This window comes from Luteimonas sp. A277 (assembly GCF_054052045.1).
Genome location: NZ_JBSVRG010000009.1, coordinates 42,036 through 67,742, shown reverse-complemented (window position 1 = coordinate 67,742; position 25,707 = coordinate 42,036). Strand labels below are relative to the sequence as shown.

Here is a 25,707-nt window from a genome sequence, read left to right as displayed (position 1 = left end):
TCCAGCAAGAGGAAGCGCGATGCGATCCAGACACTCTGCAAAACGTAGCGTCGCCATGTGTGCGGCGCTCCTGCTGTCGCTGTTCGCGCTGCTCCCCGCCTTGGCGGGCGGCATCGAAGAGAGGCTCGCCGGACTCATGGCCGAGCACGAGGCGGTGGGGTTGGCGGTGGTGGTGGTCGGGGACAACGACATCGTCTACCGCAACAGCCTTGGGTGGAAGGACAGGGAAGCGCGCATGCCGCTGGAGGAGGATGACGTGTTCCGCATCGCGTCCATCTCCAAGTCGTTCGCAGCGGTGTCGGTCCTGCAACTGGTGGAGCAGGGCAGGCTGTCGCTGGACGACGACGTGGGTGGGCTGCTTGGATTCCCGGTGCGCAATCCCGCGTTCCCGGAACAGGCGATCACGCTGCGGATGCTGCTCAACCACACCTCGTCCATTACCGACAGCCAGCAATACGGCAGCCTGGACATCATCAATCCCGGGGCCAACGCGACCTGGGCCGAAAGTTACTCGGCCCACGCCCCGGGGCAGCAGTACGAGTACTCCAACCTGGGTTACAACATGGTCGGGGCGATCATCGAAAGGGCCTCGGGGGAGCGGTTTGACAGGTACGTGAAGCAGCACGTGCTCGAGCCTCTGGGCCTGTACGGCGGCCATTGGTCGGACGTGCTGGATGCGGACCGCTTCGCGCAGATCTACCGCTACCGGGACGGCGCGGGCTTTGTGCGCTCGGACGCCGCATATGCGCCGTTGGGCGAGCGTCTGGCGGACTACCGGCTGGGCTACAGCGCGCCCCTGTTCTCTCCCACCGGCGGCATGAAGATCAGCGCGTCCGACCTGGCCCGGTACATGTTGATGCACATGAACCAGGGAGAGTGGGCCGGCGCGCGGATCATCAGTCCCGAGCATGCCGCGTTGATGCAGGCGGCCACCGTGCAGATTGATGCTGAAAGCAGCTACGGGTTGGCCCTTCGCATCGACCGGGCCCTGATTCCGGGTGTCACGCTGACCGGTCACACCGGTTCCGCCTACGGGCTGTACAGCTCGATGTTCTTTGATGCCGACAGGAAGTACGGCTTCATCGTGATCACCAACGGCGTCAGGGACCCGGAGCTCCGGGACGCGGTGAACCGCGCGCTGTACGAACACTTCATCGGTCCGGTCAGCTCCAGAAATTGATGAAGCCGGTGATGATCAGGGCGTTGGTGAAGTCGATGAAGAACGCGCCGACCAGGGGTGCCACCAGGAATGCGCGCGGCGCCGCGCCGTAGCGTTCGACCAGGGCGCGCATCACCGCCATCGCATTGGCGGTGGTGCCAAGCATGAAGCCGATGAAACCGCCGCCCATGATGGCGGCGTCGTAGTCCCGGCCCATGACCCGGAACACCACGATGCAGAAGGCCACCACCGCGCCCACCTGCAGCACCAGGTTCAGCACCAGCGGAAGCGCCAGCCCGGCAAGCTCCCAGAGCTTGAGGTTCATCAGCGCCACCGACAGGAACAGCGCCAGGCACACGTTGCCGATCAGATCGGTGGTGGGCACCGAAAGGCCGATCCACCCGGTCCTGTCATCCAGGTTGCGGATCGCCGCGCCCACCAGCATTGCTCCCACGTAGGCGGGCAGGGTGATGCCGGTAGCGGAGATCCAGCCGCTGACCCATGCTCCCAGCCACATCGCGATCAGCAGCGTCACGATGCTCTTGAGGGCGTTGAATTCGCGTACCGCCTCCGATGGTGCCGGACCGGTCGTCTCCAGGTCTGGTGAAACCTGCGCCTGCTGGCTGGACGGCGACAGCCGGAAGCGGCGGATCATCACCGTGATCGCCGGGCCGCCCACCAGCCCGCCGAGCACGATGCCGGCCATCGCCGAGGCCACGGCGATCGACTCCGCGCCCACCACCCCGGCCTCCTCGAACAGCGGCGCGAATGCCAGGCCCGTGGCGGGCCCGCCGGTGAGCGTGGTCGAGCCGGCCAGCACGCCGAACAGCGGGTGCAGGTCGAAGCCCACCGCTACCGCCATGCCGAGCAGGTTCTGGAACACCGCGAAGCCGCTCGCCAGCCCAAGGAAGATCATCACCTGGGTACCGCTGATCTTCAGCAGCCTCAGGCTGGCGTTCATGCCGATCGTGGTGAAGAAGGCGATCATCAACGGCGTCTGCAGGCTGGTGTCGAGTACGAATAACGTGGTGTCCCGCGCATGCGCAATCCACACCGCTATGGCAAACACCAGCCCCCCGATCACCGGTGGCGGATGGTTGTATTTTCCAAGCACCGGCACCCATCGGCACAGGCCGTAACCCAGGAACAGCGCGATGCCCGCAAGGGCAAGGGTCTGCACCGCATCAAGTTGCAGCATCGACAGGGACTCCTCGTGTAATCAGGCGCACGGTAGTGCTCAATCGCAGGTACCGGCAGGCGGATGGTGGCGCAGCATACGCCCCGGCAGGGCTTCCGCCGTCTCGCCGCGATCGATCATGGCCGTGCCGTTGATGAACAGATATTCCACGCCCTTGGACAGGACCGAAGGTTCCACGTAGGTCGCAGCCGGCGCGTACCGTTCGGGATCAAACACCACGACATCGGCGTGGTATCCGGCGCGCAGGTAGCCGCGATCCTCCAGGCCGAAGGTGTCGGCGGTCAGGCCGGTCGAGCGGTGGATGAAGGACTGCAGGTCGATGACGCCTTCCTGGATGACGAAGCGGGCGTATTTTTCCGGGAAGGTCGCGTACTGGCGTGGATGTCCGTCGCCGCCGTCGGAGGCGGTCAGCACCCACGGCTGGCGCATCAGTTCCGCCACATCATCCGCGTGCATGTTGAACGAAGCGATCTTCCGTGCGGACCCGCTGCCGCCCGGTCCGCCGTGGCGGATGATCCGCAGTGCCGCCTCCACCGGCTCCGTCTCCCACGTGTCCGCCATTTCCTCCAGCGTCCTGCCCGACCAGGGCCAGCCCTCGCCGATCATCAGGACTGCGGCGGCTCCCCCGCGCCGGCGCAGGTTCTGCACCATTTCACTGTGGATCCGGTCCGCGCTGTCCGGATCGTCGAGCCGAGCGAACAACGCTTCGCGGCCGCCATCCTGGGCCCAGCGCGGCAGCAGTGCGGCCTCGATCCCGGTCGCCGAGGCCAGCCAGGGGTACTGGTCGGCGGTCACCCGGATGCCTTCCTCGCGCGCGCGCGCGATGCGCTCGATGATCTTGCCGGCGCTGCCGTGCACGTCCGTGCCCAGCGCCTTGATGTGGGCGATATGCACCGGGATCCGCGCCCGCCGACCGATCTCGAGCACTTCCTCGATTGAGTCCATGAGGCCGATCGAGTAGCTGGATTCGTCGCGCTGGTGGGTGTCGTAGACGCCACCGCGGATGGCGGCCTCGCTGGCCAGCGCCACCACCTCGTCGGTGCTGGCGAAACTCTGCGGGGCGTAGAACAGGCCCGTGGAGAGGCCGATGGCGCCCTGGCACATCGCCTCGGCGACCATGCCGCGCATCTGCTGCAGTTCGTGCGCGTCGGGAGCACGGTCCGCGTTGCCGAGCACGCGCCGCCTGACCGCTCCCAGTCCAACGTAGGCCGCGATATTGGTGCCTGTCCCGTGGCTTTCGAACCATTCGCGCTGATCGGCGATATCCGGGGTGCCCCCTCCATCGATTCCGATGAAGATCGTGCTGACCCCCTGGTGCAGCCACGGCAGGTTGCGTCGGGCCTGGGGATCAGGAGAGCGGATGTAGGTGGAAGGATGGGTGTGGGGGTCGATGAAACCCGGCGCCACGATCAGCCCGCGGGCGTCGATGGTGCGCGCCGCCTGGTAGCGGCCGGCCAGGTGCGGGCCCACCTCGACGATCCTGTCCCCGGTGATGGCGACATCCGTGCTGCGGCCGGGACTGTCGCTGCCGTCAAACAGCGTGCCGCCGGCGATGATCAGGTCCACGGTGCCGGCGGCCGGCTCCTGGCGGACCTCAAAGCAGGCCGTGAGCAGCAGCGCGACCGTCAGCCAGGCGGCGAGGCCGCAGGATCGCATGAGGCGGTACAGCTGGGGCATCGGACCTCTCCGGACAGATGGGGTTCGTTTTTTGGCCGTGGATATTGGCCGAAGATCCATCCATCTTCATGCCTGCTGCAATCATTGACCATTGAAATAGGGCCGGTCCTGCATAGCCCGGGGTTATGTGTCATGCGCCCCCGGCTGGCGTAGGCGGCATCCGGACCGGCTAGAATTGGGATTCCAGCAGCAGGTCAGAGTGAGATGTCAGACAAACCGTCCAGCCCCATCGAATCCGCAGAAGAGTTCCGCAAAGCGGCCCTGGACTACCACCGCTTGTCGCCCCCCGGGAAGATCAAGGTCACGGCCACCAAGGCCATGCTGACCCAGCGCGACCTGGCCCTGGCCTACTCGCCCGGCGTGGCCTACGCCTGCGAGGAAATCGCCGCCGATCCGCTTACCGCCGGTGACTACACTGCCCGCGGCAACCTGGTGGCGGTGATCACGAACGGCACCGCGGTGCTGGGCCTGGGCGATATCGGGCCGCTGGCCAGCAAGCCGGTGATGGAAGGCAAGGGCGTGCTGTTCCAGAAGTTCGCCGGCATCGACGTGTTCGACATCGAGATCGACGAGCGCGACCCGGACAAGCTGGTCGACATCATCGCCAGCCTGGAGCCCACCTTCGGCGGCATCAACCTGGAAGACATCAAGGCGCCGGAATGCTTCGTCGTCGAGCGCAAGCTGCGCGAACGGCTGAAGATCCCGGTGTTCCACGACGACCAGCACGGCACGGCGATCATCGTCGGCGCGGCGGTGGTCAACGCGCTGGAAATCGCCGGCAAGAAGATCGAAGACGTGAAGCTGGCCACCACTGGCGCCGGCGCAGCGGGCATTGCCTGCCTGGACATGCTGGTGGCGCTGGGGCTGAAGCCCGAGAACATCACCGCCTTCGACCGCGGCGGGGTGATCCACAGCGGCCGTGACGACCTGGACGAGGCCAAGCGCCGCTACGCCCGTGACACCGACAAGCGCGAGCTGGCCGAGATCGTGGCCGGCGCGGACGTGTTCCTGGGCCTGTCCGCCGGCGGCATCCTCAAGCCGGAAATGGTGGCCACCATGGCCGAGCGGCCGGTGATCCTGGCGCTGGCCAATCCGCACCCGGAAATCCTGCCTGAAGCGGCCAAGCTGGTGCGCCCGGACGCAATCATCGCCACCGGCCGCTCCGACTACCCCAACCAGGTCAACAACGCGGTCTGTTTCCCCTACATCTTCCGCGGTGCGCTGGACGCCGGCGCCACCGGTATCAACGAAGAGATGAAGCTGGCCTGCGTGCATGCCATCGCCGAGCTGGCCAAGGCCGAGGCCAGCGACCTGGGCAGCGCCTACGGTGGCGACGTGCCCACGTTCGGGCCGGAATACATCATCCCGCGCCCGTTCGACCAGCGCCTGCTGACCGTGCTTGCGCCGGCCGTGGCCCAGGCGGCCGTGGACTCGGGCGTGGCCCAGCGTCCGATCGAGGACATGGATGCCTACCGCGAAAAGCTCCGCCACTTTCTCACCCGCACCGCGCTGGTGATGAAGCCGGTCTACGACCGCGCCCGTGACGACCGCCAGCGCGTGGTCTACGCCGAAGGCGAGGAAGAAACCGTGCTGCGCGCGGTGCAGACCGTGGTCGACGAGGGCCTGGCGCGTCCGATCCTGATCGGGCGGCCGGATGTGATTGAGACCCGGATCCGCAAGCTGGGGCTGCGCCTGGAGGAAGGGCGCGACTTCGACCTGACCAACATCAACGATGATCCGCGCTTCCACGATTACTGGACCCAGTTCCACGCCCTGACCGAGCGCCGCGGCATCACCCCGGATTCGGCCAAGAACCTGATGCGCTCGCGGCCGGCGCTGATCGCCGCGCTGATGGTCGAGCGCGGTGAAGCCGACGCCATGCTGTGCGGCATGGTCGGGCGCTTCCACAAGAAGCTCGGCTATATCCGCAGCGTGCTGCCACTGGATCGCGGCGTGCAGTGCACCGCCGCCATGACCGGCGTGGTCAGCGACCGCGGCCTGTGGTTCTTCCTCGACACCCACGTGCAGGAAGACCCCACTGCCGAGCAGCTGGCCGAAGCCACCATCCAGGGCGCCTACCGGCTCAAGCTGTTCGGGATCGAGCCCAAGATCGCGCTGCTGTCGCACTCCAACTACGGCAGCCACGCCAGCCCCAGCGCGATGAAGATGCGCAAGGTGCGGGAGATCCTGGCCGAGCGCGCGCCAAAGCTCGAGGTGGACGGCGAGATGATGCCCGACACCGCCTGGGACGAAGTCATGCGCCGGCGGATCTTCCCCAACACCACGCTTTCGGGCCAGCCCAACCTGCTGGTGCTGCCCAACCTGGATGCGGCCAACATCACCTACAACATGGTGCGGGTGATGACCGACGGCGCCGCGCTGGGGCCGATCCTGATGGGCGTGAGCCGTCCGGCCCACATCATGACCCCCACCGCCACCCCGCGCCGGGTGATCAACATGACCGCCATTGCCGCGGTCGAGTCGCAGATCCGCAAGAGCCGCGGCGGCTGAGGCGTCGGGGCCCGGCCCCGACCCCGGCCTACGCCACGAGGCTGCGGACCAGCGCCGGCAGCTGGTGCAGGTCGTCCTTTGACAGGGCCGCGTCGGCGGCCAGTGGCGGATCGTCGGACAGGCCGAGCAGCGGCGCGCCGGTGAGGAGCACAAACGGCAGTGCAGGGTCGTGGGCGCGCACAAGCGCCAGCGCCTCTTCGGCGGAAAAGCCCGGCAGGTTCAGATCCGACAGCACTAGCTGCGGCGGGGTGTCGCGCAACGCCTGGCGCACGGCGTCCGCCGACCATACGTGGGTGCAATCCACTCGCAGCCCGCCGTCGCGCAGGGCAATGGAAATCAGCTCCGCGTCATCGCGGGAATCCTCGATCAACAGCACCCGGTATGGCTGGCCCGGCGCCCGGCTCATGATCGCTGCTGCCTAGTCAGCCGCCGGTGGTTCGTTGAGAACCGCCCAGAACCGGCCCAGGGTACGCACTGCTTCGAAGAACTGGTCCACATCCACCGGTTTGACCACATAGGCGTTCACTCCCAGATCCCAGCTGCGCGCCAGATCGCTCTCTTCGCGTGAAGAGGACAGGATCACCACCGGCAGGTGGTTGAAGCGGCTGTCCTTGCGCAGTTCGGTCAGCACTTCCAGGCCGTCCAGGCGCGGCATCTTGATGTCCAGCAGCAGCACCGCGGGGTCGCTGTCTTCACGATCCTGGAAGCGGCCACGGCGGAACAGGTAGTCCAGCGTCTCCACGCCGTCTTCCACGTGCACGATGGGATTGGCGAGGTTGGCATCGCGCAGCGCATCGATCGCCATTTCGGCATCGTGCGGACTGTCTTCCGCAAGCAGGATGGTGCGAAGTTGGGTCATGTTCCGGTATTCCTGTGTTCCTGCAGCTCGCTGGCGGCCGGGAGGGTGAAGTGGAAGGTGGCACCTTTGCCAGGCTCTGATTCTGCCCAGATCCGGCCGCCGTGGCGAACCAGCACCCGGCGCACGCTGGCCAGGCCGATGCCGGTGCCGGGGAACTCGCTGGGTGCATGCAGTCGTTGGAACACGCCGAACAGCTTGTCGCCGTATTTCATGTCGAATCCGGCGCCGTTGTCGACCACCTGGAAGTGGTGGCTGCCATCCGCGTCCAGTTCGTGACTGACCGTGATCCGCGCGGGTTCGGAGCCGGCGCTGTACTTGACCGCGTTGCCCAGCAGGTTCAGCCAGACCTGGCGCAGCATGTTTTCGTCACCCACCACCACCGGCAGGTTGTGCACCTGCCAGTGGATCTCGTGGTCGGGGTTGTCTTCCCGGGCGTTGGCGTCCAGCAGGGCCCGGGTGTCGTTGACCGCCGACTGCATATCGACCATCTGCAGGCGCAGCGCGCTGCGTCCCAGGCGTGAATACACCAGCAGGTCGTCGATCAGCGCCGACATGCGCTTGCTCGATCCGGTGATGACATCCAGGTAATGGCGGCCCTTTTCGTCGGCCCCCTCGCCCAGGTGCCGGCCCAGCTTGTCGGCGAAGCCGCCGATATGACGCAGCGGCGCGCGCAGGTCGTGCGAGACCGAATAGCTGAACGCCTCCAGCTCGCGGTTCACGTCCGACACCAGTTCGATCTTGCCTTCCAGCTGGCGGTTCAGTTCGCGGATCTGGCGCTCGTGGAGGATCTGGGCGCTGATATCGCTGGCGGTCAGCAGCACCGCCTGCTGCTCGCTGTCCGGCAGCTCCATGCGCCGGGCCGAAAGCAGCATCACCCGTTCCACGGAGTCGGCGGTGCGCTGGGTGATCTGGAAATCCCACAGTTCGCGCCCGCGGGTCAGTACGTCGGTCAGCCGCCGCAGCACGGTCGGTTCCTGCCATGCGCCGGCGCCGAAGGCGGTCAGCGGCTCGCCGCGGCTGTCGTCTTCCACGCCGTACAGCTCTCCGAAGGCGGTGTTGTACATCAATACGTGGTTGTTCCCGTCGAGCAGTGCGATGGGCTCGCGCACGGTGTCCAGCATCACTGCGGCACGCGAGCTGGCGCTGCGGGCATCCTGCTCGGCGCTGATTCGGCGCGCGCCCTGGCGCAGGCTGTACCAGGCCAGCAGTCCCAGCAGCAGCAGCTGCAGCACCAGACCGGCGCCGCCCACCAGCGTGGCGCGCCGTTCGGCCACCTGTGCCTCGGCTTGGCGCAGCTCCAGCAGCCGGTGCTCCTCGGTGTTGAGCTGGTCGATCAGCTTGTGGATCGGGAAGCGCGTGAGCATCGTCTGCACTTCCGCGGTCGTCGGCCCGGTGGCGGTATCCAGCAGCCGGTAGATCTCGCCCAGGCGCAAGGTGACCATCGCGTGCAGTTCGCCCAGCAGCCGTTGCTGCACCGGATTGTCCTGGGTCAGCGTATGCAACTCTTCCAGCAGCGGTTCGATCCGCGGCCGGCTGTAGCTGATCCGCTCGCGCAGCAGTTCGATGTCCACGCCGTAGCCCAGGCCCAGGGCCGCGGCCTCCACGCTGCGCACGTCCGCGGCCAGAGTGCTCACCCGGGCTTCCACCTGGTGGCTGTGCACCAGCCATGCCTGCGCGCGGGTGTTGGCCTGCGTGGCCAGGGCATTGAGCAGGAAAGGCACGACCACGATCGCCGCAACCGCCAGGATCAGGCCTGGCAGGCGGTATTTCGAAGAATCGGCTTCGGCTATGTTGATTGGCATGGATTGGCAGCAACTGCAGGACAGCGGGCGTTGGTGCCGTGGTCCTTCCCCGTTTGAACCGACGAATCATGGCCCAATCTTGTGAAAAAGCCGTGAAGACGACGGTGTGGCGGCCCCGCCGCGCGCCCGGCCCAAGGGTGCGCGCCTGTTAGAATCGAGGGATTCGATCCACTGACCAAACCACGGCTGCACAGGCGGCCGCGAGCGGAGCCCCAAGCGATGAACTGGTTGAACGACGTACTGGAAAACGATCCCGATCCCGCAGAGACCCGGGAGTGGGTGGAGTCGATCAAGGCGGTCATCGACAACGACGGGCCGCAGCGCGCGCACCACCTGCTGGAAAATATGGTGGAGCTGACCCGCCGTGCGGGCGCCCACCTGCCGTTTGCGCCGACCACCGAATACATCAACACCATCCCGGCCCACCTGGAGCCGGGCATGTCCGGCGACGCGGCGATGGAGTGGAAGATCCGCTCGCTGATCCGCTGGAACGCCATGGCCATGGTAGTGCGCACCAACCGCAAGCCGGGCGACCTGGGCGGGCATATCGCCAGTTTCGCCAGCGCCGCCACCCTGTACGACGTGGGCTTCAATCACTTCTGGCGCGGGCCCGAAGGCGACCATCCGGGTGACATGATCGGCATCCAGGGCCACAGCTCGCCGGGCATCTACGCCCGCTCGTTCCTGGAAGGCCGCCTGAGCGAGGACCAGCTGGACCACTTCCGCATGGAGGTCGACGGCCGCGGCATTTCCTCCTACCCGCATCCGTGGCTGATGCCCGATTACTGGCAGTTCCCCACGGTGTCGATGGGCCTGGGCCCGATCGCTGCGATCTACCAGGCGCGCAACTGGAAGTACCTGGAGGCGCGCGGGCTGATGCCCAAGACCGACCGCAAGGTCTGGTGCTTCCTGGGCGATGGCGAGACCGACGAGCCGGAAAGCCTGGGCGCGATCTCGGTGGCCGGCCGCGAGGGCCTGGACAACCTGGTGTTCGTGATCAACTGCAACCTGCAGCGCCTGGACGGCCCGGTGCGCGGCAACGGCAAGATCATCCAGGAGCTGGAGGGCCAGTTCCGCGGCGCCGGCTGGAACGTGCTCAAGCTCATCTGGGGCAGCTACTGGGATCCGCTGCTGGCCAACGACAAGGACGGCTTGCTGCGGCGGATCATGATGGAAACCGTCGACGGCGAATACCAGAACTGCAAGGCCTTCGGCGGCGCCTACACCCGCGAACATTTCTTCGGCAAGACCCCGGAGACCGCAGCCCTGGTCGCCAACCTGTCCGACTACGACATCTGGCGCCTGAACCGCGGCGGCCACGACCCGCACAAGGTCCATGCCGCCTACCAGGCCGCTTCGGAAACGGAGGGCATGCCCACCGTGATCCTGGCCAAGACGGTCAAGGGCTACGGCATGGGCAGCGCCGGCGAGGCGCTCAACCCCACCCACCAGACCAAGAAAATGGACGACGAGGCGGTGCGCGTGTTCCGCGACCGGTTCAAGATCCCGATCGACGACGACCAGCTCAAGGACGGCGCGGTGCCGTTCTACCACCCCGGCAAGGACTCGGAGGAAGTGCAGTACATGCACGAACGCCGCAAGTCGCTGGGCGGCTTCCTGCCGCAGCGCCGGATGAAGGCCAGCGAGTCGCTGCCGGCGCCGAAGATGGAGGTGTTCGAGCGTCTGCTCAAGGACACCGGCGAGCGCCAGATCTCCACCACTATGGCGTTCGTGCAGGCGCTGGGCATCGTGCTGCGCGACAAGCAGGTGGCGCCGCGGGTGGTGCCGATCGTGGCCGACGAGGCCCGCACCTTCGGCATGGAAGGCCTGTTCCGCCAGATCGGCATCTATGCCCCGCAGGGCCAGAAGTACAAGCCGGTCGACCGTGACCAGCTGATGTACTACCGCGAGGACGCGGCCGGGCAGGTGCTGCAGGAAGGCATCACCGAGGCCGGCGCGTTCGCCAGCTGGATGGCCGCGGCCACCAGCTACAGCACCAACGACCTGCAGCTGCTGCCGTTCTTCATCTTCTACTCGATGTTCGGCTTCCAGCGCGTGGGCGACGCCGCCTGGCAGGCGGCCGACATGCGTGCGCGCGGGTTCCTGCTTGGCGCCACCGCCGGTCGCACCACGCTTAACGGCGAGGGCCTGCAGCACGAGGACGGCCACAGCCACCTGATGGCCGGCGCGGTCCCCAACTGCCGCAGCTACGACCCCACGTTCGCCCACGAAGTGGCGGTGATCCTGCAGTACGGCATGCAGCGCATGCTCGAAGAGCAGGTGGACGAGTACTACTACCTCACCCTGATGAACGAGAACTACGGCCACCCGGGCATGCCCGAGGGTGCCGAGGAAGGGATCATCAAGGGCATGTACCTGCTCAAGGACGCCGGCAAGCCGAAGAAGGGCGAGCTGCGGGTGCAGCTGCTGGGCAGCGGCACGATCCTGCGCGAAGCGATCGCCGCGGCCGAGCTGCTGGACAAGGATTTCGGCGTCACCGCCGACATCTGGTCCTGCCCCAGCTTCAGCGAGCTGCGCCGCGACGGCTTCGACGTGGAGCGCTGGAACCGCTTCAACCCGGAGGCGAAGAAACCGCGCAAGGCTTACGTCACCGAACTGCTGGAAGGCCGCCAGGGTCCGGCCATCGCCGCTACCGACTACGTGCGCGCCTACGCCGACCAGATTCGCGCCTTTGTGCCGACGACATACACGGTTCTTGGTACTGACGGCTTCGGTCGTTCCGACACCCGGGAGAACCTGCGCCGCCACTTCGAGGTCGACCGCTTCCACATCGCCCACGCGGCGATCGACGCGCTGGCCAGGGACGGCAAGATGACCGCCAAGGACGCCGCCCGCGCGCTGAAGCTCTACAAGATCGATACGGAGCGGCCGAACCCGCTGCTGGCCTGATCGCCATCGCCACGTCGGCGTCGGGGCTACGCCCTCGACGCCCGCGGCTTCAGTCCGAGATCAGCAGCGGGACCGGGACTTCCGCCAGCAGCGTGGTAGTCACGCCGCCAAAGAACCGCTGGTAGACGCGCGAGCGGCTGTAGGCGCCGATCACCAGCAGATCGGTCCGGGATGCCTTGGCATGTTCAAGCAGGGCCTCGGCCACCGGCGCGCCGCCGGACTGGATCTGGTCCACCTCGATCTTCGCCCCGTGCCGGGCCAGGTGCTGGGCCAGGGTTGCGCCGGCATCGGCGCCTTCCCAGCGCGGATCCTTGTCGCTGTCCACCACCACCACCCGCACTTCGTCGGCGGAAACGATGAACGGCATGGCGTCGGTGATGCTCCGGCGCGCCTCGCGACTGCCGTTCCAGGCCACCATGACGCGCTTTCCGATGTGTTCGCTTTGCCAGGCCTGGGGCACGACCAGCACCGGTGAACCGCCTTCGGCGAGGATGCGGTCGGGCGTCCATTCGGCGGGCCATCGCGGCGAGGGCGGGTGGCTGACCATCACCAGGTCGCAGTACAGCGAGTGCCGGCCGATGGTTTCATCCGAATGGTCCAGCATCACCACGCGGAATTCCGCGCTGATCTCATGGCGACTGGTCAGGCGGGCCAGGTGGCGGCCGGCGCGGATCACCCGACGCTCCTGCTCCCGCTGGCGGCGGGCGGCGGCCTCCTGCAGGGCCTGCGCACCGCGGATGTGGCCGCTGGCGCGGTGCCCGGACGCGGTGTCGATGGCGTAGATGCCGATCAGGTGTGCATCGTGGATGCGGGCCAGCCTCGCGGCGTGATCGCCGAGGTCGGAATGGCCTTCTCCGGCCCCCTCTTCGACGACGAAAGCGATGTTCTTCATGCTGTTGATCATGTTGACTCCAGTTCGTTCCGCGCCGACAGGAGCCGGAGCCCCTGGCGCGGACGTTTGAATTTCAGGTGCCGGGCCAGATACGCGATCCCGGATGTGGAGATGAGCACGTAAGCCAGCAGCTCGGTGGTTTCTTCCACGGCGTTCTTGAATACCCGCAGATACTGCTCGTCCAGCAGTCCCTCCCAGATCAGGCTCATGCCCAGCAGGCGCGAATGGACCAGCAGGATGCCCAGCGCCAGGATCATCAGCACCCCGGACCGGGATGACACGAAGCGCGCCATGGCGCGAAGCGCAGCCCGCCAATCGGCAGCCGCATAGGCCACCGCTGCCAGGGCCACCGCGGCCACCAGGATCTGCCAGAGGCCGTCGAATACCAGATCCCAGGCGGCATCGGTTTCGCGGATGGCCATGCAGATGAAAAATCCGGCGGCCAGTACGGCGAAGCGGCGTTCGCCAGGATTGCCACGGGCCAGGGTGAGAAACGCGGCGGCGGTGACGGCCAGCAGCAGCAACTGGATGCTTTCCACCAGCGAGTGCTCTCCCACGCTGTTGCCCAGCCACTGGATATCCACCAGCAGCGCAACTGCCGGGATGGCCATCAGGCACCAGAGTGCGCCCGCCCGGACAAGTCCCTGCACCAGCAGCCGCAGGTCGGGGGAGTGCCAGGGGCCGGGCGCACCTGCGTAGGGTCTGGGCGCTGGCGCAACGGACAACGGCCCCCGGTCACCGTCATTGGTGGCCGGCAGGTCAAAGCGCATTGGCCGGTTGCCCAGTCGGGATCGGGCTTGGGCGGCGTATGTGTGTTTCAATTCGGTAATTGGTTGATCATCCTAGTTTGGTTGGTCATACTACCTAAATGCGAAAATCAGAGCAAACCACGGCCCGCCAACCGTCGCGGTCCGCAACCACCAAGGGGGAGGCGCGCAGGGCCCAGATCCTGGATGCGGCCACCGAGTGCTTCCGCCGCGAGGGCTTCCACGGCTCGAGCATGGCGCGGATCGCCGCCACTGCCGGCATGAGTACCGGTCACGTATTCCACTACTTCAAGCGCAAGGAAGACATCGTTGAAGCGATCGTCGCCCGCGAGCGCACGGTGATGGAGGGGTTCGCGGAACGGCTGCGGGCTGCCGGGACCCAGGCGGACATGCTTGATCTGATCTACGAAGGGGTGGTCGATGTACTCACCCGGGAAAGCGGCGGCGCATCGCTGACCATGGAGATCCTGGCAGAAGCCACCCGCAACCCCGAGATCCACCAGATGCTGCGCTCATATGACGACGAAGCCAGGCAAATGATCGTTTCCACTCTGGAAGACACCGGCCATGGGGCCGCGACCCGGCGGGAGATCCTGGCCGCGATGGTGGAGGGCCTGTCGATACGCAGACTGCGCAATCCGGGCCTGGCCGATACGCTGGACCGGCAGGTGCTGCGCCGGGTGCTGGGGTCCGTCATCGCCGGCTGACACCCACGGTTCGGCATCCTGCTAGATTCGCGCACTGGAAACTCACAAACGGAAGTGCGGCATGGCGGTGGCAACGCAGGAGCTGGAGCTGTTCGTGCGCGAGGCGCTCGCCAGGGGCGCCTCGAAGGAAGAAGTCGCGGCAGCGCTCGACGCGGCCGGCTGGGACCGGGTGCAGGTCGACAGCGCCTTGGGCGCCTGGGCCGACGTGCCGTTCGCGGTGCCGGTGCCGCGCCCGCGCCCCTATCTCTCCGCGCGCGAGGTGTTCCTGTATCTGTTGATGTTCGCCACGCTGTACCTGAGCGCCTGGCACGTGGGCAGCCTGCTGTTCGACCTCATCAACCTGGCGTTGCCGGATGCGGCCGACGGCGAGTCCGCCCGCGGCCGCCTGGACAGCTCCATGCGCTGGTCGATCGCCGGGGTGGTGATCGCGTTCCCGGTGTTCGTGGCCGTCGCCCGCGGCCTGGCGCGGGAGCTGGCCGACAGTCCGGTGCGGCGCCTGTCCGCGGTGCGCCGCTGGCTCACCTACCTGACGCTGTTCTTCGCCGCCTCGGTGCTGATCGGCGACATGATCGTGCTGGTCTACAACCTGCTGGGTGGCGGGCTGTCGGCGCGCTTCCTGCTCAAGGTGCTGGTGGTGGCGGTGATCGCCGGCACGGTGTTCGGCTGGTACCTGCAGGATCTGCGCCGCGAAGAGCGCCAGGCGCCGGCCGCGGGAATCTCCGGGCGGGTGGTGCTGGGCGCGACCGCCGTGGTGGTCCTGGCGACCCTGATCGCCTCGGTGGCGGTGATCCGCTCGCCGGCCTCCGAGCGCGAAGCGCGGCTGGACACGCGGCGCGAGCAGGACCTGGCGCGCGTCTCCCGTCTGGTGGAAGCCCACTATCACCGTACCGGCACGCTTCCGGCGGGGCTGGACGAACTGGCGACGCCCGGCACTGCGCTGCCCAGCGACCCGGTCGACGGCTCGGCGTACGGCTACGAGGTCACCGGCGAGCGCGACTACCGCGTTTGCGCGCGGTTCGTCACCGACACCGCGCAGGACCGGCGTCAGCCCTGGGGCGGCGATGTCTGGCGCCACGGCGTGGGCCAGCACTGCTTCGATCGCCGCGCAGCGCAGCGGCGCTGAATCTACCGTGGCGCGATCACCACGCCACGGTCAGCGGGCCTCAATAGGCGGCAGCGGCCAACAGCGGCGTGGCGTCGGTCCAGCGTGCGCGACCGCCCAGGGCCAGCATCTCGAACAGCACCGACGCCCCGGCCACCTCGGCGCCCTGGCGGCGCAGCAGGTCCAGCGCGGCCACCAGCGTGCCGCCCGTGGCCAGCACGTCGTCCACCAGCAGCACCCGGGCGCGCGGCGGCAGCGCATCAACGTGGATCTGCAACTGGTTGGTGCCGTACTCCAGCGCGTAATCCTGTGACAGGATCTGGGCCGGAAGCCGGCCGGGCTTGCGCACCGGCACGAACCCCGTGCCCAGCGCCTGGGCCATGGCCGCACCCAGGATGAAACCGCGGGATTCGATGCCCACCACCGCATCCAGCGCCCCATCGCGCCATGGTTCCGTCATCTGCCCGACCGCCGCGGCAAAGGCATCGGCATCGGCGAGCACTGGCGTGATGTCCTTGAACAGGATGCCGGGCTTCGGGAAATCGGGAACATCACGCACCAGGTGCTGCCACTGGTTCATTGGCGTCATCGCAGGGAAGGGCGCCCCATGCTAACGGAGCCATCCTCCCCGAACTGCCAGCGGCCCCGGGAATACCCCCGGCGGCACGGCGGTGGGAAGGGGCGTCCTGTTTTTACCGGTTCTTTCCGGTCGTGGGGGCAGCATAACGGGTGTCATGAACATCCAGACTCCCGCCTCCGCCGCTGCAGACGCCGCTTCCGGCGCGCGCATGCCCACGTTCTTCATCCCCCACGGCGCTGGTCCGTGCTTCTTCATGGACTGGAACCCGCCCGGCACCTGGGATGGCATGGCCGCGTTCCTCAGGGGCATTGCGGCCACCCTGCCGCAGGCTCCGCGCGCGATCGTGCTGGTGTCCGGGCACTGGCTGGAGCCGGAATTCCGGCTCACCGGCCACACCGCGCCGTCGCTGATCTATGACTACGGCGGCTTCCCGCCCCACACGTATGAACTGACCTACCCGGCGCCCGGCGATCCGGAGCTGGCCCAGCGCGTTGCCGGGCTGCTGGGGCTGGGTGGCGAGCCGGCCGGAGTGGATGCGGCCCGCGGCTTCGACCACGGCATGTTCATCCCGCTCAAACTGGTGTTCCCCGATGCCGACGTGCCGGTGGTCCAGCTGTCGCTGCGGCGCGATCTTGACCCGGCCGCGCACATCCGCGCGGGCCAGGCGCTGGCCGGCCTGCGCGACGAGGGCGTGCTGGTGATCGGCAGCGGCATGAGCTTTCACAACATGCGCGGCTACGGCGATCCGCGCTATACGCCGCTGTCGGCGACGTTCGACCAGTGGCTGACCGCCGCGGTGGAAAGCGCGCCGGACCGACGCGACGCCCTGCTGCGTGACTGGGCCAGCGCCCCGCATGCCCGCGACAGCCACCCGCCTGGCGCTGAGGAGCACCTGCTGCCGCTGATGGTGGCGGCCGGCGCCGCCGGCGACTCGGCCGGACAGCGGGTCTATTCCGAGGTGGTCCTGGAAACCACCCTTTCCGCATACCGTTTCGGCTGATCCGCGCTGAAGCACCCCGCGGGTGAAGGCGGTATCGTCGAGAACATCGCCTGACCCCTTTCAAACAGGAGAATCCCCCATGAAGAAACAACCGCTTGGCCGTTCCGGCCTCGAAGTGGCCCCGCTGGTGCTTGGCGGCAACGTGTTCGGATGGACCGCCGACGAAGCCACCTCGTTCGACCTGCTGGACCGCTTCACCGCCCGCGGTTTCAACGCCATCGACACCGCGGATTCCTACTCGGCGTGGGCACCGGGCCTGTCGGGTGGCGAGTCGGAAACGGTGATGGGCAAGTGGCTGGCCCGCCGCGGCCGCCGCGATGACGTGGTGATCATGACCAAGGTTGGCAGCCTGGAAGCGCGCAAGGGCCTGTCGGCGGCGAACATTGCCGCGGCGGTGGAGGATTCGCTGCGCCGGCTGCAGACCGACTACCTGGACGTCTACTTCGCCCATATTGACGATGCCACGGTGCCGCTGGAGGAAACGCTGGGAGCGTTTTCGCAGCTGGTGGACGCCGGCAAGGTCCGCACCATCGGCGCGTCGAACTACAACGCCGGCCGCCTGCGCGATGCGCTGGGGATTTCCGCCGAGCGCGAGCTGTCGCGCTACGAGGTCATCCAGCCGGGCTACAACCTGTATGACCGGGACGGGTACGAAAAGGAACTTGCCGGCGTGGTGCGGGAAGAGGGGCTGGGCGTGGTGGCGTATTTCGCCCTGGCCAGCGGCTTCCTTACCGGCAAGTACCGCAGCAAGGCGGATCTGGAGGGCACCGCGCGCGCCGCGTTCCTGGAAGGGTTCTTCGACGACCGCGGCATGCGGCTGCTTGAGGCCCTGCGTCATGTGGCCGGCGATGTCGGCGCCACTCCGGCCCAGGTCGCGCTGGCCTGGCTGATGAGCCGGCCCTCGGTGGTGCCGATTGCCAGCGCCACCAGCCTTGAGCAACTGGACGACATCATGGGCGCCGCTGATCTGGAGCTACCGCACGAAGCGCTGCAATCGCTCGAACAGGCGTCGGCCACGTAGCTACGGCCGGCGCCTGCGGTGTCGCACGGGTGACTCTGATTGGCGTTATTGTTCGCTGTCCGGGCCGGCCCAGCCTGACGCCCATCACGGAGGAAACGCCATGAGTCGTGACACCGGGGAACGCTACGGAACCGTTTCGCGCCTGCTCCACTGGGGCATGGGGCTGCTGGTCATCTGGCAGGCGCTCAAGCTGTTTGACCGCATCAACGACGGTGAGCACTGGGTCGGTGAAACGCTGGTGCCGTGGCACATTTCCATCGGCACCCTGATCGGGGTGTTGATCGTGGTGCGGATCATCTGGGCGCTGCGCAATCTGCACAATCGCCCACCGCCGCCTCCGCCGCTGATGCTGGGCACGCTGGCGCGGGCGGGCCATATCGCCCTGTACGTGTGCCTGGCGCTGATGCCGCTGACCGGCATGAGCATCATGATCGGCAATGGCTACGGGCTGGAGGCATTTGGCGTCCAATTGGTGGCCGCGGGCGCGGAGATCCCCTGGCTGGCCACCTTCGGCGGCGTGATCCACTCGCCCCTGGCCTGGCTGCTGGTGGCGCTGGTGCTGGGGCATATCGGCGCGGCGCTGTGGCACGGGCTGGTGCGCAAGGACGGCGTGCTGCAGCGGATGCTTTGATCGTTCCAGGTGGTGCCGCCGTTTGACCGGGCTGGTCACAGGTATCCTTGGCGGTTGATTCCTCGTGCCCTTGTTTCATGACAGATATCGACTTTCAGGACGACGCCGTCGCGCGCCTGGCGGACAGCTGGCGGGCATGCCTGCGCGCTGCGTCCCCGGATGCATCTGCCCTGGCCCGCGGCCTGATTGCCCACAGCACCAGCTTTGCGGACGCCTTCTACGCCACCCTGCTGGACGATCCGCGCGCTGCGCGTTTCCTGTCCGTGGACCAGGTGCGCGGACGGCTGCACCCGGGCCTGCAGGACTGGCTGGCCCAGCTGCTGGAAGCCCACGAGGGGAATGTGGATACGCTCATCCAGACCAACCTGAAGGTGGGACTGGTGCACGCCCGGATCGACATCCCGGTGGACCTGGTCAATCGGGGCACACGGGTCCTGCGGGAGAAGATGCTGGCGCGGCTGGCCGTTTCCGGCGCGCCGCGGGAAGTGGTGTTCGGCGCGCTGTCGGTGATCAACGCATCGCTTGACCTGGCGCTGGAGTGCATGACCCTGGCCTATGCGGACGCCCAGGACGATTCCACCCGGGCCGACGCCGCCTACCGGCTGTTCTCCCTGGCCCACAACATCGGCACCGAGCGCGAGCGACAGCGCGCATTGCTGCTGGACTGGGAGAACGATCTGCTGTTTGCATTGGCCAGCGGCAACGACGCGGCCATGCCCGGATCGCTGTCGGACTCCGAGTTCGGCCTGTGGTTCCTGCACAAGGGCCTGTCCATCGTGGGAGATACCACAGAGACCACACTGGTGCGCACGCTGATGCGTGAGGTGGACGATCTGTTGGCCAGTGGCGTGCGCCGGCCAGTTCCCGTACCGGAAGCGGTGGCCGGCATCCGCAAGCGCCTGGGGACAATCCGCAAGGTGCTGTTTTCGCTGATGTCGCGGATCGGCGAGCTGGAAGCGGGCTCCGACACCCTCACCCAGCTGCTCAACCGGCGGTTCCTGCCCACGGTGCTGCGCCGGTCGATTGATCTGGCGGACAGCCATGGCCACCAGTTCGCGCTGGTGTCGATGGACATGGACCACTTCAAGCAGGTCAACGATACCTGGGGCCACGATGTGGGTGACCGGGTGCTCAAGCACGTGGCTGCACTGTTGTCCCAGGCGGTCCGGTCCAGTGACTACGTATTCCGGCTCGGCGGCGAAGAATTCCTGGTGGTGCTGGTCGGGACGGATGTGGACCAGGCCGCGCGGATTGCCCTGGAACTGCTGCAGCGGATCAGGGGGCGGCCGTTCATCCTCAACGATGGCAGTGAGCTCGCGCTGTCGGCGAGCGTCGGGGTGGCGGGTTACGACGGGCATCCGGATTACGAGCGGCTGTTGGACCGCGCGGACAAGGCGATGTATGCAGCAAAGAACGCGGGTCGCGACCGGGTGGAAGTTGCCCTGCCAGGTCCCCTGACCGATCCGGCGTAACGGCGCTCCGCACAAAAAAAGCGGCCCCGTCATCGACAGGACCGCTTTGAGAAACCAGCAATCGACCGGATTCGTTCCGGTTCTTGGTGTTGTCGCGCGCGCCGCTTAGAAGTCGCTGGTACCCGCGGCGCTGGTCAGACCGGAAGCATCCACGTTGGTTACGCCTTCGATGTCGCGGGCGATCTCGGTGGCGCGGTCGATCTGCGTCTGGTTGTCAACGTTGCCGCGCAGGTGGACCACGCCGTTGACGGTCTCCACTTCCACGTCCAGGCCGGCCACGTCGGAATCGGCAAGCAGGCTGGACTTGACCTTGGTGGTGATCCAGGTGTCGCCCATCGGCTGGTCGGAATCCATGTTCTCAGTGGCGGTCCGGTCCTGGCGATCGTGGTCGGCGTCCTGGGCCATGACACCGCCGGCGGCGAACATCAGGGCAACCGAGAGGGCGCCGGCCAGAACGGTTCGCGGATGGTTCTTGATGGTGTTGTTCATGCGTGTAACTCCTCGTCGTGGGGTGTTGGAGTGGAGTCTGGGCATGAACCTGTCTTCGGAGCGTGAGAGAAAAAGACGGGTTTGTTAAATGAACCCGGCTGCCGGCTCACGAAGGAAAACGCCGGCTGAGCGGACCGGCGAAGCGGGCCTATTGGGCTTCACCACGGCCCTGGGCGCGCGCATTGGCAATCACCGCGCGTACCAGTTCACGATCCTTGTGGCGCGAGATCGGCATGGCCCCCAGCGCGATTGCCTGCAGCCGCATTTCCGCGGTGACGTCGTAATGGGCGCCGCTGGTCTTGTTCTGGAAGGCACGCCGCGGCATGCCCAGCTGGGCCGCGAAGGCGTGCAGTTCTTCCAGGTTGTCGGCCATCAGGTGGGCCCAGCGGCGTCCGCGCCAGAGGGTCACGGCGTCGTCTACATAGACGGTCATGGGAAAGTTTGCGGCTGGTGATGCGCAGACTGTAGCCTGAAGCCGCTTTCATGGGCAGGGAAGGGACGGTGGCCAGGCGGACGGGAAAGGCGTGGAGGAAACAGGTCGCGCTGCTGGCAGGCATGGCAGCGGCAGGCAGCGCGTGGGCAGATGGGGATGGCCTGGAGTTCGGGGGAGCGGTCCGCTTCAGCTATGGGTGGCTGGACTATGCGGACAGTCCCGGATTCGACCCGGAGCTGGTGAGGCTGGAAGCGCGCGGCAATGCCGGGCGGGCCTCGTTCTCGGTGCAGTACCGCTGGTACGACGGTTTTGATGCGGTCCATCACGCCTGGGCCGGCTGGCAGGTGGCGGAAGGATCGCAGCTGCGGGCCGGGGTTCAGCAGGTGCCGTTCGGTCTGCTGCCGTATGCCTCGCACAGCTTCTGGTTCGGGTCCGGCTACTACCTGGGAATCGAGGACGACTACGACCCCGGAGTGGTGTGGGAGCACGAATCCGGCCCCCACCGCTGGCACCTTGGATGGTTCTCGGGTGACGAATACGGCTCCGGATCACGCTACGACCGGTACTCGTTCGATGTCGCCACGACCGCGGAACTGCCATATCGCGAGCGCGGTCGCGTCGCCGTGCGCTATGAGCGCGCGCTGGACTGGAACGGGGGAACGCTTGCGCTGGGAGCATCGGCGTTCAGCGGCAGGATCGAGGATCGGAAAGCAGGTGGTCATCACGATCACAGCGCTGCGGCGTTGCATGGCCAGTGGCAACGCGGACCGGCCACGGTGCAGCTGCAATGGGCGCGCTATCGCTATGGCAATCCTGAGCCCCGCATGGCGCTGTCGGCCTTCATGTTCCCGTTTGAAATTGCTGCCAGTGCCGACGTGCCCAGCGTCAATCTCGCCTTGGAGCTGCAACGCCCGGGCTGGTTCGACGGCATCACCTGTTACAACAATCTGAGCGGTACGCTGCCCCGGGGCAGCGATGCGGGCCTGGAGGATTCATGGCAGAACGTGACCGGATGCAGCTTCTCGAAGGGTCGCATGCTTACCTACGTGGACTGGATCGCGGGGCGCAACATGTGGTTCGCTGGCGGTGCTGGTGTTGGCATTGACGAGCCGGGTTCCGACCGCTGGCGTTCACGGTTGAACGTTAACGTCGGCTTCTTCTTCTGAGTGGCGGCCGTGGGCAACCACGGTGGATGCTCCGCAACGTAAAGGGAAAGGATTGATGAACGAAATACACAAACCCACGGAAGAAGAGGGGCCGCCACCACGCGCATCGATCCTGGCGCCGGTGTTCTATCCGGCCGCCATTCTGGTGGCGGTACTGGTGGCAATGTCGTTCATCGTGCCCACGCAGGCCGAGGCGATGTTCACCGCGGCGCAGGCCTGGGTCGGCCAGGAGGCCGGCTGGTTCACCATCCTGGCGGTGGCCGGGTTCCTGGTGTTCATCGTCGGCGTGGCGGTCAGTAGCCTGGGCAAGATCAGATTGGGCCCGGATCACAGCACGCCCGATTACAGCTACGTCACCTGGTTTGCGATGCTGTTCGCCGCCGGCATGGGCATCGGCCTGATGTTCTTCGGCGTGGCCGAGCCGGTGATGCACTACGTGGACCCGCCGGTGGGCGATCCGATGACCGTGGCCGCCGCGCGCCAGTCGATGCGGATCACCTTCTTCCACTGGGGCATCCACGCCTGGGCGATCTACGGCGTGGTGGCGCTGTCGCTGGCGTATTTCGCGTTCCGGCACGGACTGCCGCTGCGGATCCGCTCGTCGTTGTATCCCCTGATCGGCGAGCGCATCTACGGGCCGATCGGGCACGCGGTGGACACCTTCGCGGTGCTGGGCACGATGTTCGGCCTGGCCACGTCGCTGGGCTTTGGCGTCATCCAGATCAACGCCGGGCTCAACTACCTGCTCGGGATCCCGGTCGGGGTGATGACCCAGGTGATCCTGATCATCGTGATCACCCTGATTGCGACCGCCTCGGTGGTCAGCGGGCTGGACAAGGGCATCCGGCGGCTGTCGGAGCTGAACATGCTCATGGCCGTGGTGCTACTGGCCTTCGTGCTGATCGCCGGGCCCACGGTGCACTTGCTGCAGGCGCTCGTGCAGAACACCGGCATGTATGCGTCCAACCTGTTTTCGATGACCTTCAACCTCTATGCCTACGAGCCGACCAGCTGGCTCGGCGGCTGGACCCTGTTCTACTGGGGCTGGTGGATCGCCTGGTCGCCGTTCGTGGGCATGTTCATCGCCCGCATCTCGCGCGGGCGCACGGTGCGCGAGTTCGTCACCGGGGTGCTGCTGGTGCCGTTGGGTTTCACCTTCCTGTGGATGACGGTCTACGGCAACACCGCGCTGCACATGGTGGCAATAGAGGGCATCACCGGGCTGTCGGACGCGGTGGCGGCGGACACCTCGGTGGCGTTGTTCCGGTTTCTGGAAGAGCTGCCCCTGACCGCGGTGACCTCGACCCTGGGCGTCCTGCTGGTGGCGATCTTCTTCGTGACTTCCTCCGATTCCGGCTCGCTGGTGATCGACATGCTCACCTCGAAGTTCGAGGAAGAGTCGCCGGTGTGGCAGCGGATCTTCTGGGCGCTGCTGGAGGGCACGGTGGCGATCGCACTGCTGATCGCCGGTGGCCTGGGCGCGTTGCAGGCCGCCACGCTCGCCAGCGCGCTGCCGTTCACCGTGATCATGCTGCTGATGTGCTGGGGCCTGCTGCGGGCGTTGCGCCTGGACAACATGAAGCAGGCCAGCATCCGCGACGCGCGGGCGCTGCCTCAGGGTGCAGCCGGGGGCCGCTGGCAGAGCAGGCTGCGCGGGCTGGTCAGCCAGCCACGCCGGGCCGAGGTGGTGGAGTTCCTGGCCGGCCAGGTCCGTCCGGCACTGGAGGCGGTGGCGGCGGAGCTGGGCGCGCAGGGCGTGCAGGCAAGGGTGGAAAGCGATGACCAAGGCGGCGGCCGCGCTTGGCTGCGGGTCGGGCACGGGGAAGAAATGGATTTCTTCTATTCAGTGCACCTGCAGGCCTACGACCCGCCGACCTTCGTGCTGTCCGATCCGCGCCGGCGGCGCCGGGGTGATCCCGAGAGCTGGCGCGCAGAGGTGCACCTGCGCGAGGGCGGGCAGGGCTACGACGTGATGGGCTGGCAGCGCGAGGAAATGATCCACGACGTGCTGGACCAGTACCAGCGCCACCTGCACTTCCTGGACGTGGTGCGCTAGCGCGCCCGTCCAAACTTCTGCCCCAGCCAGCGGTCGATCATGGCTTTCTCATAGCGCAGCGTGTCGGTGTTGCTGCGGCTGAGGGCAGGAGAGGACAGGTAGGACGGGTCGCTGAGCCTGTGCTCGCCGCTGGCAATCAGGGTGCCGGCGGCGTCGTAATGGGCGAGCTCCAGGGTCATCCGCGGCCAGTAGATGTCGCGCATGATCCGCACGTGGTCCATCCGTCCCTGGGAGCGACCGGGTTCGAAATCCCCGGCGCGGCGGATGTCGGTGATTACGAAGTGCAGGCGCTCGCCTGGTGCGATCCGCTCCGCGGCGCCATCGCGCAGGTGCGTTGCCAGGTCTTCCACCCAGGTGCCGCGGCGGGCTTCCCAGCGGTTGCGGCTGTGCAGGATCTCGGTGAACTGCTCCGGATCCGTCCACTCGACGGTGACCGGGCCTTCGCCGGCCAGCGATCGCGGAGCATCGGGGTCGGCGGCGTATGGCGCTGTGGCGCAGCCGGCGAGGGACAGCGTGAAGGCCAGGGCCAGCGTGGTCAGGAAGGTTTTCATGGGGGACTCCATGGGATTCATGCGGGTTGCGGGGTCATGGTTCCGGTGCCAGCAGTGGTAGCAGAGCGGGCGTGACGTGCTCGAGGATGCGCGGCTGGGCGACCTCGGTGGGGTGCAGGTTGTCCTGCTGGTATGCCTCCGGATCCAGCGCGATGGGTTCGAGCAGGAAGGGCAGCAGGCTGACATCGAACAGTTCCGCCAGATCACGATAGACCTGTTCGAATCCGCGGGTGTAGTCGGCGCCCAGGTTGGGCGGCATGCGCATGCCCACCAGCAGCACCTGAGCATCCACGTGCCGGGCCACGCCGATCATGCGGGCCAGGTTGCGCCGCATCTCGGCCAGCGGCAGCCCGCGCAGTCCGTCGTTGGCGCCCAGCGCAATCACCACTACGTGGGGCTGGTGGCGCCAGGCCTCGCTGATGATCCGCGCCGCGCCGCCTGCGCTGGTCTCGCCGCTGATGCTTGCGTTGACCACGCGCCAGCCGGGATGGCTGGTGGCAAGCTCCCCGGCCAGCAGCGACACCCATCCCTCCTCCGCTGCCATGCCATAGCCGGCCGAGAGCGAATCGCCCATCACCAGGATGGTGCGCGTGTCTTCGTCCGCGGCAACCTGCGGCGAGAGCTGCGCCTGGGCCAGCGCACAGGCGAGCATCAACAGGGCGCCTGTGGCCCATTGCAACCAGCCCCGTCGGGGCGGATATCCTGCGATCATTGCGATCTACCT

Annotated in this window: 23 protein-coding genes; 11 read left to right on the top strand and 12 right to left on the bottom strand. The window is 67.0% G+C overall.

Going from position 1 to position 25,707, the window contains the following annotated elements:
- Window positions 1–55: 55 nt before the first annotated feature.
- Window positions 56–1,180: a serine hydrolase domain-containing protein gene (locus tag ACW7G2_RS10210; RefSeq protein ID WP_456975381.1), complete on the top strand. Its 1,125-nt coding sequence runs from the start codon at window positions 56–58 to the stop codon at window positions 1,178–1,180.
- Here the strand turns inward: ACW7G2_RS10210 and gltS are convergent.
- Window positions 1,164–2,357, bottom strand: a complete 1,194-nt coding sequence (gene gltS / locus ACW7G2_RS10205) for a sodium/glutamate symporter (protein WP_456975379.1) — start codon at window positions 2,355–2,357, stop codon at window positions 1,164–1,166. The genes ACW7G2_RS10210 and gltS overlap by 17 nt on opposite strands.
- A gap of 39 nt (window positions 2,358–2,396) precedes the next feature.
- Window positions 2,397–4,034 carry an N-acyl-D-amino-acid deacylase family protein gene (locus ACW7G2_RS10200; RefSeq protein WP_456975377.1) on the bottom strand — a complete coding sequence of 546 codons (1,638 nt, stop codon included), beginning with the start codon at window positions 4,032–4,034 and terminating at the stop codon, window positions 2,397–2,399.
- A 204-nt stretch (window positions 4,035–4,238) separates the two neighbouring features.
- Between ACW7G2_RS10200 and ACW7G2_RS10195 the strand changes: the two genes are divergently transcribed.
- On the top strand, window positions 4,239–6,545 hold the full coding sequence (locus ACW7G2_RS10195) for an NADP-dependent malic enzyme (protein WP_456975375.1): 2,307 nt from the start codon (window positions 4,239–4,241) through the stop codon (window positions 6,543–6,545).
- Between the two features lie 28 nt (window positions 6,546–6,573).
- On the opposite strand, the gene ACW7G2_RS10190 is transcribed toward ACW7G2_RS10195, so the two are convergent.
- The 3 genes from ACW7G2_RS10190 to ACW7G2_RS10180 are packed head-to-tail and all read right to left on the bottom strand — an operon-like array spanning window position 6,574 to window position 9,206.
- A complete protein-coding gene (locus ACW7G2_RS10190; RefSeq protein WP_456975373.1) occupies window positions 6,574–6,951 on the bottom strand; it encodes a response regulator in 378 nt (125 codons plus the stop codon).
- 12 nt (window positions 6,952–6,963) lie between these two features.
- Window positions 6,964–7,404 (bottom strand): response regulator, encoded by a 441-nt coding sequence (locus ACW7G2_RS10185; protein WP_456975371.1) that lies wholly within the window; start codon window positions 7,402–7,404, stop codon window positions 6,964–6,966.
- On the bottom strand, window positions 7,401–9,206 hold the full coding sequence (locus ACW7G2_RS10180) for a sensor histidine kinase (protein WP_456975369.1): 1,806 nt from the start codon (window positions 9,204–9,206) through the stop codon (window positions 7,401–7,403). The genes ACW7G2_RS10185 and ACW7G2_RS10180 overlap by 4 nt, the downstream gene beginning before the upstream one ends.
- 219 nt (window positions 9,207–9,425) lie before the next feature.
- On the opposite strand from ACW7G2_RS10180, the gene aceE reads away from it, so the two are divergent.
- Window positions 9,426–12,116, top strand: coding sequence for a pyruvate dehydrogenase (acetyl-transferring), homodimeric type (aceE, locus tag ACW7G2_RS10175; protein ID WP_456975367.1), 2,691 nt, complete (start codon window positions 9,426–9,428; stop codon window positions 12,114–12,116).
- Between the two features lie 49 nt (window positions 12,117–12,165).
- On the opposite strand, the gene ACW7G2_RS10170 is transcribed toward aceE, so the two are convergent.
- Window positions 12,166–13,020: a universal stress protein gene (locus ACW7G2_RS10170; protein ID WP_456975365.1), complete on the bottom strand. Its 855-nt coding sequence runs from the start codon at window positions 13,018–13,020 to the stop codon at window positions 12,166–12,168.
- Window positions 13,017–13,778 (bottom strand): hypothetical protein, encoded by a 762-nt coding sequence (locus ACW7G2_RS10165; RefSeq protein ID WP_456975363.1) that lies wholly within the window; start codon window positions 13,776–13,778, stop codon window positions 13,017–13,019. Before ACW7G2_RS10165 ends, ACW7G2_RS10170 begins: the two co-directional genes overlap by 4 nt.
- A gap of 98 nt (window positions 13,779–13,876) precedes the next feature.
- Between ACW7G2_RS10165 and ACW7G2_RS10160 the strand changes: the two genes are divergently transcribed.
- Window positions 13,877–14,482 (top strand): TetR/AcrR family transcriptional regulator, encoded by a 606-nt coding sequence (locus ACW7G2_RS10160; protein ID WP_456975361.1) that lies wholly within the window; start codon window positions 13,877–13,879, stop codon window positions 14,480–14,482.
- Between the two features lie 61 nt (window positions 14,483–14,543).
- Window positions 14,544–15,605 carry a DUF5671 domain-containing protein gene (locus ACW7G2_RS10155; RefSeq protein WP_456975359.1) on the top strand — a complete coding sequence of 354 codons (1,062 nt, stop codon included), beginning with the start codon at window positions 14,544–14,546 and terminating at the stop codon, window positions 15,603–15,605.
- Window positions 15,606–15,645: 40 nt separating this feature from the next.
- On the opposite strand, the gene ACW7G2_RS10150 is transcribed toward ACW7G2_RS10155, so the two are convergent.
- Window positions 15,646–16,173, bottom strand: coding sequence for an adenine phosphoribosyltransferase (locus ACW7G2_RS10150; protein ID WP_456975357.1), 528 nt, complete (start codon window positions 16,171–16,173; stop codon window positions 15,646–15,648).
- A gap of 145 nt (window positions 16,174–16,318) precedes the next feature.
- On the opposite strand from ACW7G2_RS10150, the gene ACW7G2_RS10145 reads away from it, so the two are divergent.
- The 4 genes from ACW7G2_RS10145 to ACW7G2_RS10130 all read left to right on the top strand — a co-directional run bounded on the left by ACW7G2_RS10145 (window position 16,319) and on the right by ACW7G2_RS10130 (window position 20,288).
- Window positions 16,319–17,164, top strand: a complete 846-nt coding sequence (locus tag ACW7G2_RS10145; protein WP_456975355.1) for a DODA-type extradiol aromatic ring-opening family dioxygenase — start codon at window positions 16,319–16,321, stop codon at window positions 17,162–17,164.
- Between the two features lie 79 nt (window positions 17,165–17,243).
- Window positions 17,244–18,185, top strand: coding sequence for an aldo/keto reductase (locus tag ACW7G2_RS10140; RefSeq protein WP_456975353.1), 942 nt, complete (start codon window positions 17,244–17,246; stop codon window positions 18,183–18,185).
- A gap of 100 nt (window positions 18,186–18,285) precedes the next feature.
- Window positions 18,286–18,816 (top strand): cytochrome b, encoded by a 531-nt coding sequence (locus ACW7G2_RS10135; protein ID WP_456975351.1) that lies wholly within the window; start codon window positions 18,286–18,288, stop codon window positions 18,814–18,816.
- Window positions 18,817–18,893: 77 nt separating this feature from the next.
- The gene (locus tag ACW7G2_RS10130) at window positions 18,894–20,288 is read left to right on the top strand and encodes a diguanylate cyclase (RefSeq protein WP_456975349.1); all 1,395 of its coding nucleotides are present in this window, start codon (window positions 18,894–18,896) and stop codon (window positions 20,286–20,288) included.
- A 105-nt stretch (window positions 20,289–20,393) separates the two neighbouring features.
- Here the strand turns inward: ACW7G2_RS10130 and ACW7G2_RS10125 are convergent, their stop codons facing one another.
- Both ACW7G2_RS10125 and ACW7G2_RS10120 read right to left on the bottom strand, forming a co-directional pair.
- Window positions 20,394–20,777 (bottom strand): BON domain-containing protein, encoded by a 384-nt coding sequence (locus tag ACW7G2_RS10125; protein WP_456975347.1) that lies wholly within the window; start codon window positions 20,775–20,777, stop codon window positions 20,394–20,396.
- Window positions 20,778–20,925: 148 nt separating this feature from the next.
- On the bottom strand, window positions 20,926–21,210 hold the full coding sequence (locus tag ACW7G2_RS10120) for a DUF4031 domain-containing protein (protein ID WP_456975345.1): 285 nt from the start codon (window positions 21,208–21,210) through the stop codon (window positions 20,926–20,928).
- A 50-nt stretch (window positions 21,211–21,260) separates the two neighbouring features.
- On the opposite strand from ACW7G2_RS10120, the gene ACW7G2_RS10115 reads away from it, so the two are divergent.
- On the top strand, window positions 21,261–22,376 hold the full coding sequence (locus ACW7G2_RS10115) for a hypothetical protein (RefSeq protein WP_456975342.1): 1,116 nt from the start codon (window positions 21,261–21,263) through the stop codon (window positions 22,374–22,376).
- Between the two features lie 55 nt (window positions 22,377–22,431).
- Window positions 22,432–24,432, top strand: a complete 2,001-nt coding sequence (locus ACW7G2_RS10110; RefSeq protein ID WP_456975340.1) for a BCCT family transporter — start codon at window positions 22,432–22,434, stop codon at window positions 24,430–24,432.
- Here the strand turns inward: ACW7G2_RS10110 and ACW7G2_RS10105 are convergent.
- Both ACW7G2_RS10105 and ACW7G2_RS10100 read right to left on the bottom strand, forming a co-directional pair.
- Window positions 24,429–24,983, bottom strand: a complete 555-nt coding sequence (locus tag ACW7G2_RS10105) for a DUF3016 domain-containing protein (RefSeq protein WP_456975338.1) — start codon at window positions 24,981–24,983, stop codon at window positions 24,429–24,431. The two genes, ACW7G2_RS10110 and ACW7G2_RS10105, sit on opposite strands and share 4 nt — an antisense overlap.
- 34 nt (window positions 24,984–25,017) lie before the next feature.
- Entirely contained in the window at window positions 25,018–25,695 is a 678-nt protein-coding gene (locus tag ACW7G2_RS10100) for an arylesterase (RefSeq protein ID WP_456975336.1), read from the bottom strand.
- Between the last annotated feature and the right edge of the window lie 12 nt (window positions 25,696–25,707).

Excerpts from the sequence above, each read along its gene's own strand:
- ACW7G2_RS10210 (WP_456975381.1), top strand. The coding sequence starts at position 56 with ATGTGTGCGGCGCTCCTGCTGTCGCTGTTCGCGCTGCTCCCCGCCTTG.
- gltS (WP_456975379.1), bottom strand. The coding sequence starts at position 2,357 with ATGCTGCAACTTGATGCGGTGCAGACCCTTGCCCTTGCGGGCATCGCG.
- ACW7G2_RS10200 (WP_456975377.1), bottom strand. The coding sequence starts at position 4,034 with ATGCCCCAGCTGTACCGCCTCATGCGATCCTGCGGCCTCGCCGCCTGG.
- ACW7G2_RS10195 (WP_456975375.1), top strand. The coding sequence starts at position 4,239 with ATGTCAGACAAACCGTCCAGCCCCATCGAATCCGCAGAAGAGTTCCGC.
- ACW7G2_RS10190 (WP_456975373.1), bottom strand. The coding sequence starts at position 6,951 with ATGAGCCGGGCGCCGGGCCAGCCATACCGGGTGCTGTTGATCGAGGAT.
- ACW7G2_RS10185 (WP_456975371.1), bottom strand. The coding sequence starts at position 7,404 with ATGACCCAACTTCGCACCATCCTGCTTGCGGAAGACAGTCCGCACGAT.
- ACW7G2_RS10180 (WP_456975369.1), bottom strand. The coding sequence starts at position 9,206 with ATGCCAATCAACATAGCCGAAGCCGATTCTTCGAAATACCGCCTGCCA.
- aceE (WP_456975367.1), top strand. The coding sequence starts at position 9,426 with ATGAACTGGTTGAACGACGTACTGGAAAACGATCCCGATCCCGCAGAG.
- ACW7G2_RS10170 (WP_456975365.1), bottom strand. The coding sequence starts at position 13,020 with ATGATCAACAGCATGAAGAACATCGCTTTCGTCGTCGAAGAGGGGGCC.
- ACW7G2_RS10165 (WP_456975363.1), bottom strand. The coding sequence starts at position 13,778 with ATGCGCTTTGACCTGCCGGCCACCAATGACGGTGACCGGGGGCCGTTG.
- ACW7G2_RS10160 (WP_456975361.1), top strand. The coding sequence starts at position 13,877 with ATGCGAAAATCAGAGCAAACCACGGCCCGCCAACCGTCGCGGTCCGCA.
- ACW7G2_RS10155 (WP_456975359.1), top strand. The coding sequence starts at position 14,544 with ATGGCGGTGGCAACGCAGGAGCTGGAGCTGTTCGTGCGCGAGGCGCTC.
- ACW7G2_RS10150 (WP_456975357.1), bottom strand. The coding sequence starts at position 16,173 with ATGACGCCAATGAACCAGTGGCAGCACCTGGTGCGTGATGTTCCCGAT.
- ACW7G2_RS10145 (WP_456975355.1), top strand. The coding sequence starts at position 16,319 with ATGAACATCCAGACTCCCGCCTCCGCCGCTGCAGACGCCGCTTCCGGC.
- ACW7G2_RS10140 (WP_456975353.1), top strand. The coding sequence starts at position 17,244 with ATGAAGAAACAACCGCTTGGCCGTTCCGGCCTCGAAGTGGCCCCGCTG.
- ACW7G2_RS10135 (WP_456975351.1), top strand. The coding sequence starts at position 18,286 with ATGAGTCGTGACACCGGGGAACGCTACGGAACCGTTTCGCGCCTGCTC.
- ACW7G2_RS10130 (WP_456975349.1), top strand. The coding sequence starts at position 18,894 with ATGACAGATATCGACTTTCAGGACGACGCCGTCGCGCGCCTGGCGGAC.
- ACW7G2_RS10125 (WP_456975347.1), bottom strand. The coding sequence starts at position 20,777 with ATGAACAACACCATCAAGAACCATCCGCGAACCGTTCTGGCCGGCGCC.
- ACW7G2_RS10120 (WP_456975345.1), bottom strand. The coding sequence starts at position 21,210 with ATGACCGTCTATGTAGACGACGCCGTGACCCTCTGGCGCGGACGCCGC.
- ACW7G2_RS10115 (WP_456975342.1), top strand. The coding sequence starts at position 21,261 with ATGGGCAGGGAAGGGACGGTGGCCAGGCGGACGGGAAAGGCGTGGAGG.
- ACW7G2_RS10110 (WP_456975340.1), top strand. The coding sequence starts at position 22,432 with ATGAACGAAATACACAAACCCACGGAAGAAGAGGGGCCGCCACCACGC.
- ACW7G2_RS10105 (WP_456975338.1), bottom strand. The coding sequence starts at position 24,983 with ATGAAAACCTTCCTGACCACGCTGGCCCTGGCCTTCACGCTGTCCCTC.
- ACW7G2_RS10100 (WP_456975336.1), bottom strand. The coding sequence starts at position 25,695 with ATGATCGCAGGATATCCGCCCCGACGGGGCTGGTTGCAATGGGCCACA.